Raw genomic sequence first — 7,954 nt, forward strand, 5'->3', positions numbered from 1 at the left:
GCCGGTCGAATTACAGCATTGGGAAAAAGAGGGCGGCGGCAGCGTGATTCCGTTCTTTACCTCTGAAGAAGCGATGGGCGAGGCAATCAAAGATGAGCAGCCTTATCTGCGCATGCCGGTGCGCACGCTGTTTGAGATTACGCAAGGCGAAACGTTGTTCCTCAATCCGAAGCTGCCTGCGGGCAAAGAGTTTTCGCCGGGTGAAATCGCCCATTTGATTGGCGAAGAGGGCAGTGCGCTGAGCCAGCAAACCGTGCTGGAAGGCGGTCAGGCGCTGCTGTTATCTGAAGTGGCCGAGCCGCCAGCGCAGATGATTGATTCGTTAACGCAGCTGTTTGCCAAGTATAAGCAGGTGCGCCGTGCTTACATCGCCAGCATTCGCGAAAGTGCCACCGAAGAACCCAACCTGCTGATTGGTATCGAAGCCGATAGCGATATTGATGAGATTATTCAAGCGGCGGGCGGCGTAGCAACAGACACCCTGGCCGATGATGCACCTATTGATATCTGTGAAGTGGTTAGTGAAGATCGCGGCGTGAGCCACTTCTTTACTGCCCACATTACGCCGTTCTATGAACGTCGCTGGGGCAGTTTCCTGCGCGATTTTAAGGGCAGTCAGCGGATTATATAATCCGCACCTTACATGTAGGGTCGCCATTTATGGCGACCTGCGATCACTTTTCGATCGGTAAATCGTCGCGGCTGCCCCATTCGCCCCACGAACCGTCGTACAGCGTCACATCCCGCACACCCAACGACGTCAGCGCCAGAATCACCACCACCGCCGTAACACCCGACCCGCAGCTGGCGATCACTGGCTGATCCAGTTTTACGCCCGCCTGAGCAAACAGATCGCGCAGTTCCGCTGCCGGTTTCAGTTCACCATTTACCACCAAACTGTTCCACGGCACGTTCAGGCTGTGAGGAATATGCCCGCGCAGCAATCCCGGACGCGGTTCATCCACTTCGGCGTTAAAACGGTTGGCCGCGCGTGCATCAATAATTTGCGCGCCGCCTTCGTGGCTGATTAGCAGCACGTCGGTCAGGCGTTTCACCTGTGCGCCATCATAAGTCGCCTCGAATTCACCCTCCGGCAAACTAACCGGTCCGGTGGCGACATCGAAACCAGCCGCTTTCCAGCCCTGCAATCCTCCGGCCAGAATCGACACATTTTCGCAGCCAAAGGCACGCAGCATCCACCATGCGCGCGGTGCCGAGAACAGGTTACCTTCGTCATACACCACCAGATGTTTATCTTGGCTGACGCCCAACTCGCGCATCGCCACCGCAAAGGATTCGGCGCGCGGCATCATGTGCGGATAAGGCGAGGTGTGATCGGACAACGCTTCGATATCAAAGAACGGGGCATTCGGCAGATGGCCAGCCAGATATTCAGCCTGCAGATCGCGTACGGCTTCCTGGCCAGGCGGCAACATGCGGGCATCAAGCACCTGCAATGTTTCCTCGGTGTAATGTTCTTTCAACCAATCAGCGGACACAAATATGGCTGTCATAGCAACCTCTTCTCAGCAAACGGGAAAAGCCCAGTGTCCGGGAATGTGAACGCTATCTCAAGGGTGTGATTGCTAAAGTTGGCGGGTTGATGTGAAATTGCGCGAAATTGCGTTTTCTTAACTTCTGGGACTGGTGAGGGATTTACCATGGCAAAACGTTTTAACCGGCTGCTACTCAGCGCGCTGATCGGTGGGGTATTACTGGGCGGCGCAACCTCAACAATTTACGCGCAGGAAACAACAGCCGTAGCAGCAACGCGGCAATCGCTGTCCGTTATCGATCTCTCCGAACTGCAACTTGACGGTGCTGCCGCGCTGGTGTTGACCTTCAACGCGCCGCTTGACAGCAAACAGGATTTTGCCGCGCGCGTGCACATTACCGATGAGAAAAGCGGCAAGGTCGACGGCGGCTGGGAGCTGGCGCAAAACGGTAAAGCGCTGCGTTTTCGCCATCCTGAACCGTCGCGCAAGTTGACGGTTAACGTCGATGCCGGTCTCAAAGCGGCCGATGGCAGCACCTTATCCGCGCCTTTTAGCCAAACGCTCACCACGCGCGATATCCAGCCGATGGTAGGTTTTGCCAGTCGCGGATCGCTGCTGCCGCTGCGTTTGACGCAGGGGTTGCCGGTGTTGGCGTTGAATGTGAATAACGTCGACGTCGATTTCTTCCGCGTGAAAAGTGCTTCGCTGGCCGATTTTCTGGCGCAGTGGAATTACGGCAACAACATGTCGTACTGGGAATCGCGCGAGCTGCTGAAAAATGCCGATCTGGTTTACGGCGCCCGCTTCGATCTGAATCCGGCACGCAACACGCGCGAGAAAATGCAGCTGCCGCTGGGCGATGTCGATGCGCTGAAACAGCCGGGCGTCTATCTGGCGGTGATGAAACAGGCCGGAACCTACAACTACACGCAGCCGGCGACACTCTTCACATTGAGCGACATCGGTTTGTCGCTGCACCAATTCCCCAAACAGCTGGAACTGTTCGCCCAAAGCCTGTTCAACGGCGCGCCGCTGGCTGACGTTAGCGTGCAATTGCTGGATGAAAAAGGCAAACAACTCGCCAGCGGCACCAGCGACAGCAACGGTCATCTGCGCTTGCCGGCAAATGCCAAAGGCAAACTGCTGTTGGCAACGCAAAAGGGCCAAACCTCGCTGATCGATCTCAATCGTCCGGCGCTGGATCTGGCTGAATTTCCGATTGATGGCCCGCAAGGCTATGACAAACAGTTCTTCGTATTTGGTCCGCGCGATCTCTATCGTCCAGGTGAAACGGTGATCGTTAACGCGCTGCTGCGTGATGCTGATGGCAAACCGTTGCCGCCGCAGCCGGTGAAAGCCGACGTGGTGCAGCCGAATGGCGAAGTGTCGCAGACCTTTGTCTGGCAGCCAGATAACGGCATCTATCAACATCGTTTCGCGTTACCTGCTTCTGCAATGACTGGCGAATGGACGCTGCGCATCAACAGCGGCGATAACCAGCCGCGCAGTTGGCCGTTCCACGTAGAAGACTTCCTGCCAGAGCGCATGGCACTGGATCTAACCAACAGCGCGCAGCCGGTGACGCCAGATGACGACATTACTTTTGCGGTCGAAGGCCGCTATTTGTACGGTGCGCCTGCCGCAGGTAACGAGTTGCAAGGGCAGCTTTTCCTGCGCCCGGCACGTGAAGCGGTTGCCGCGCTGCCAGGCTATCAATTTGGCGACATCACTGAAGAGCTGAAACGTTCGTTCGATGATGTGGATGAGAAGCTGGATGAGAGCGGCAAGTTGCAGCTCAACGTTGAGAGCAGCTGGAAAGAGAGTCATTCGCCGCTCAATCTGATTCTGCAAGCCAGCCTGCTGGAAACCGGCGGCCGTCCGGTGACGCGCCGTGCGACTCAGGCAATTTGGCCGGCTCCGGCGCTGCCCGGCATTCGTCCGCTGTTTAACAGCGAATCGGTGTATGACTATCGTAGCGACCGTTATCACGATGAGCCGACCGTGGCGGAAAACAGCCTTGCGGAGTTCGACGTGGTCTACGCCAATCCGCAGGGCGAAAAACTGGCGGCGTCAGATCTTGATGTGCGCCTGATCCACGAACGCCGCGACTATTACTGGAGCTTCTCTGACAGCGAAGGCTGGCAGTCGCGCTTCGATCAAAAGGATCTGCAGGAGGAGCAGCAGCGCATCACTATTGCGGCGGGCGGCAGCCAGAAGGTGAGCTTCCCGGTGGAGTGGGGCACCTATCGCCTGGAAGTGCATGCCGGCGACAGCATCATTAGCAGCGTGCGTTTCCAGGCCGGATATGGGTGGCAGGACAACACCAACGGCACCGGCGCGCTGCGTCCGGATCAGGTCAAACTGAAAATCGATAAAACCGCCTATCAGGCGGGCGACACCGCGCACGTGCAGGTGGAATCGCCTGCTGCCGGTAAAGGCTATCTGATGGTGGAATCCAGCAGCGGCACGCTGAGGTGGCAAACGCTGGAGGTTCCGGCCGGCGGCGCAACCATTGATGTACCGATTAGCGACAGCTGGAAGCGACACGATCTCTATCTCAGCGCCATCGTGGTGCGTGATGGCGACAAAGCCAGCGGCGTCACGCCGAAACGTGCGGTGGGCTTACTGCATCTGCCGATGGCGACCGAAGCGCGTCGCCTCAGCGTAGCGCTCGACGCGCCAGATAAAATCCGTCCTGAGCAGACGCTAAAAGTGAAGGTCAAAGCCAGCCGTGAAGGTGGCGCGTTGCCGCAGCAGGTTCAGGTATTGCTCTCGGCGGTGGACAGCGGCGTGCTCAACATTACCGACTACAAAACCCCGAATCCGTGGGACGCGTTTTTTGGCCGCAAGCGCTACAACGCCGATCAGTACGATGTGTTCGGTCAGCTGATTGAAGGCGGTGGCAAGCTGGCCGCACTGCGTTTCGGTGGTGACGGCGACGATGCCGATGCGCTGTCGCGCGGCGGTAAAAAGCCGATTACTGAGGTGCAGATCGTGGCGCAGCAGTTGCAGCCGGTAATGCTGGATGCCAACGGCGAAGGTACGCTGGAACTGCCGATTCCGGCGTTTAATGGCGAACTGCGTTTGATGGCGCAGGTGTGGAGCGCCGACAGCTTCGGCTCGGCCGATCGCAAGCTGGTGGTCGCTGCGCCGTTGATCAGTGAACTGGCGACACCGCGTTTCCTTGCCAGCGGCGATCAATCCACGCTGGCGCTGGATCTCACCAACCTCACCGATCAACCGCAGACGCTGAAAATCAACGTCACGGCCAGTGGCCAGATCGCGCTCAACGGCCAGATCCCCGCCAGCGTGCAGCTGGCGAAAGGCGCGCGCACCACTTTGCAAATTCCGGTCAAAGCGCAGGGCGGCTTTGGTGAGGGCGATGTGCAGGTCAAGGTGTCCGGCATGAGTTTGCCGGGCGAAACGCTGGCAGCCAGCGAGCGCAAATGGAAAATTGGCGTGCGTCCGGCTTATCCGGCACAAACGCTAAGCTTCGATAACGTGATGCAAACCGGCCAAAGCTGGCAGGTGATGGCGAGCGCCTTCAACGGCTTGCAGCAGGATACTTTGAGCGGACAGCTGTCGCTCAGCAACCGTCCACCGCTGAATATCGCCAGCTTTATCAGTTCGCTGTATGCCTATCCTTATGGCTGCCTTGAACAGACCGCCAGCGGCATTTGGCCGTCGGTGTTCACCAACCATGCGCAGCTGACGGCGATGGGCATCAAAACCAGCAACGATGAAGCGCGTCGTGCCTCGATTGATACTGGCATCGCGCGTCTTGCCGGCATGCAGCGCGGCAACGGTAGCTTTGGTTTGTGGAGCAAAGAGAGTCAGGAAGAGTTTTGGCTGACGGCTTACGTCACTGATTTCCTGCTGCGCGCCAGCGAAGCCGGCTACAGCGTGCCGGATGGCGTGATTACCCGTGCCGACGAACGTCTGCTGCGCTATCTGCAGGATCCCACGCAGATCGAAACCAGCTGGAGCAGCGATGCCGATGGTTTGCGTTTCAGCGTGCAGGCCTATGCGGGATTGGTGCTGGCACGTCAGCAGCAGGCACCGCTCGGTGCGTTGCGTGCGCTGTATGAAAAACGCGATCAGGCGAAATCGGGTCTGGCGATGGTGCAGCTAGGCGTGGCGTTGAAACTGATGGGCGATCAACAGCGTGCACAACTGGCGCTGGCGCAGGGCATTGGCCTGGAACGTAAGCCGAACAGCTGGCTCGGCGATTACGGCAGCCCGGTGCGCGATCGCGCGCTGATTCTGTCGCTGCTGACGGAAAACCAGCTGCTGCCGGAGATGCAAGGTCCGTTGCTGATCGATCTGGCGAAAGCGGTGCACGGACAGCGCTGGTTCTCGACGCAGGAAAACAACGCGTTGTTCCTCGCCGCCCGCACCTTGCAGCAGCATAAAGGCGAAAGCTGGCAGGCGACACTACAAGGCAAAGCGGAACCGCTCAGCAGCAATCAGCCGCTCAATATTGGTATGACGGAAGATCAGCTGCGTCAGGGCGTGTCGGTGAAAAGCGACAATTCGTCGCCGCTTTACGGCACGCTAAATGTGGTGGGCTATCCGCGCACCGCACCGTCGCCGATGAGCAACGTGCTGCAGATCAGTCGTGAGTACTTCACGCTGGATGGTAAGCCAGCGGATCTCACCAACCTGAAAAGTGGCGAACTGCTGGTGGTGCGGCTCAAAGTCGCGGCCAGCGAGCGCGTCAGTGATGCGCTGGTGGTGGATCTGCTGCCTGCTGGACTTGAGCTGGAAAACCAGAACCTGAGCGACAGCAGCGCCAGTTTAGGCGACAGCGCCGATGCGCTGAAAGAGAGCATGATGGATATGCAGCAAGCCAACATTAAGCATATCGAATTCCGTGACGACCGTTTTGTCGCCGCGCTGGCGCTGGATGGCTACACGCCGGGCACGTTGTTGTATCTGGCGCGCGCGGTGACGCCGGGCAGCTATCGCCTGCCGCCGCCACAGGTGGAATCGATGTATGTGCCGGAATGGCGCGCGATTGGCAGCACGCCGGAAAAACTCAATGTGCGTTAACCCTTAATGTCTGAAAGTAAGCGACTAAAGCGGTGGCGCTGGCTGCCGCTTTTTTTACTGATTTTACTGGCCGCGCTGTGGCTACTGGATCGACTAACGCCATTGCCGCTGCGTGATTTGCAGCCGGCGCGCGTGGTGGTAGCCGAAGACGGCACGCCGCTGTGGCGCTTTGCTGACCAGCAAGGCGTGTGGCGCTATCCGGTGACGCTGGAGGATGTCTCGCCCGCTTATATCGAGGCGCTGCTGACCTACGAAGATCGCTGGTTCTGGCAGCATCCCGGCATCAATCCGATGGCGATTGTGCGCGCCGTCGGGCAGAACGTGCTGCATCACGGCGTGGTCTCCGGCGGCAGTACGCTCACCATGCAAGTGGCGCGGCTTATCGATCCGCAACCGCGCACGCTGCGCGGTAAAGTGGTGCAGGCGTGGCGAGCGCTCCAGCTCGAATATCATCTCTCCAAACGCGACATCCTCACGCTGTATCTCAATCGCGCCCCTTTTGGCGGCACGGTTGAGGGCGTTGGCGCGGCAAGCTGGATGTGGCTGGGCAAACCGCCGTCCCAGCTCACCAAAGGTGAAGCGGCGCTGCTGGCGGTGCTGCCACAGGCACCAAGCCGCCTGCGTCCGGACCGCTGGCCACAGCGCGCCGAAGCCGCACGCAATAAAGTGCTGGATCGCCTCGCCCAATATCGCGTCTGGTCAGCGCAGGATGTCACCGATATCAAACAAGAAGCGGTGTGGCTGCCGCCGCGCCAAATGCCGCAACGTGCGCCGCTGCTGGCCCGCCGCTTATTGTCGCTGTCACCCGACAACAAAATCACCTCAACCCTTGATGTGTCGCTGCAGCGCGAACTCGAGAATCTGGCAGCGTCGCTGAAAAGCAACTTGCCGTCGCGCACTTCGCTAGCGCTGCTGGTGGTGGATCACCAAAACATGAAAGTGCGCGGCTATGTCGGATCGGTGGATTTCAATGACGACAGCCGTTTTGGTCACGTCGATATGATCGCCAGCGTGCGATCGCCGGGATCGGTGCTGAAGCCCTTCGTCTATGGCATGGCGCTGGATGATGGACTAATTCATGGCGAATCGCTGCTGCAGGATGTACCGCGCCGCTTCGGTGACTATCGTCCCGGCAACTTTGACTCGGGCTTTCACGGGCCGGTGAGCGCCAGCGATGCGCTGGAGCGATCGCTCAATCTCCCGGCGGTGCAGTTGCTGGATGCGCTGGGGCCAAAAACCGTCGCCGCGCGCTTGCGTAACGTCGGATTGAATCTGCGCTTTCCTGCCGGTGCAGAACCCAATCTGTCGCTGGTGCTGGGCGGCACCGGCGCACGCATGGATGAGATTGTGGCGGCCTACAGCGCCTTTGCCCGTCACGGCAATGCGGCGCAGTTGCGCTGGCTGAC

4 protein-coding genes are annotated in these 7,954 nt (G+C 59.0%); 3 read left to right on the forward strand and 1 reads right to left on the reverse strand.

Annotation, left to right across the window (positions count from 1 at the left end; genetic code table 11):
- The coding region (sseB, locus tag RTM06_RS03725) for an enhanced serine sensitivity protein SseB (protein WP_312180016.1) at nt 1-631 on the forward strand (631 nt) is incomplete at its 5' end.
- A gap of 43 nt (nt 632-674) precedes the next feature.
- Here sseB and sseA read toward each other — a convergent pair.
- Nucleotides 675-1,514, reverse strand: a complete 840-nt coding sequence (gene sseA / locus RTM06_RS03730; RefSeq protein ID WP_312180018.1) for a 3-mercaptopyruvate sulfurtransferase — start codon at nt 1,512-1,514, stop codon at nt 675-677.
- A gap of 147 nt (nt 1,515-1,661) precedes the next feature.
- Here sseA and RTM06_RS03735 point away from each other — a divergent pair, with 147 nt between their 5' ends.
- Nucleotides 1,662-6,548 (forward strand): alpha-2-macroglobulin, encoded by a 4,887-nt coding sequence (locus RTM06_RS03735; protein WP_312180020.1) that lies wholly within the window; start codon nt 1,662-1,664, stop codon nt 6,546-6,548.
- Between the two features lie 6 nt (nt 6,549-6,554).
- On the forward strand, nt 6,555-7,954 hold a 1,400-nt coding region (gene pbpC, locus RTM06_RS03740), incomplete at its 3' end, for a penicillin-binding protein 1C (protein WP_312180022.1).

It is taken from the genome of Pantoea sp. CTOTU46764, assembly GCF_031974595.1.
Classification (GTDB): Bacteria; Pseudomonadota; Gammaproteobacteria; order Enterobacterales; family Enterobacteriaceae; genus Pantoea; species Pantoea trifolii.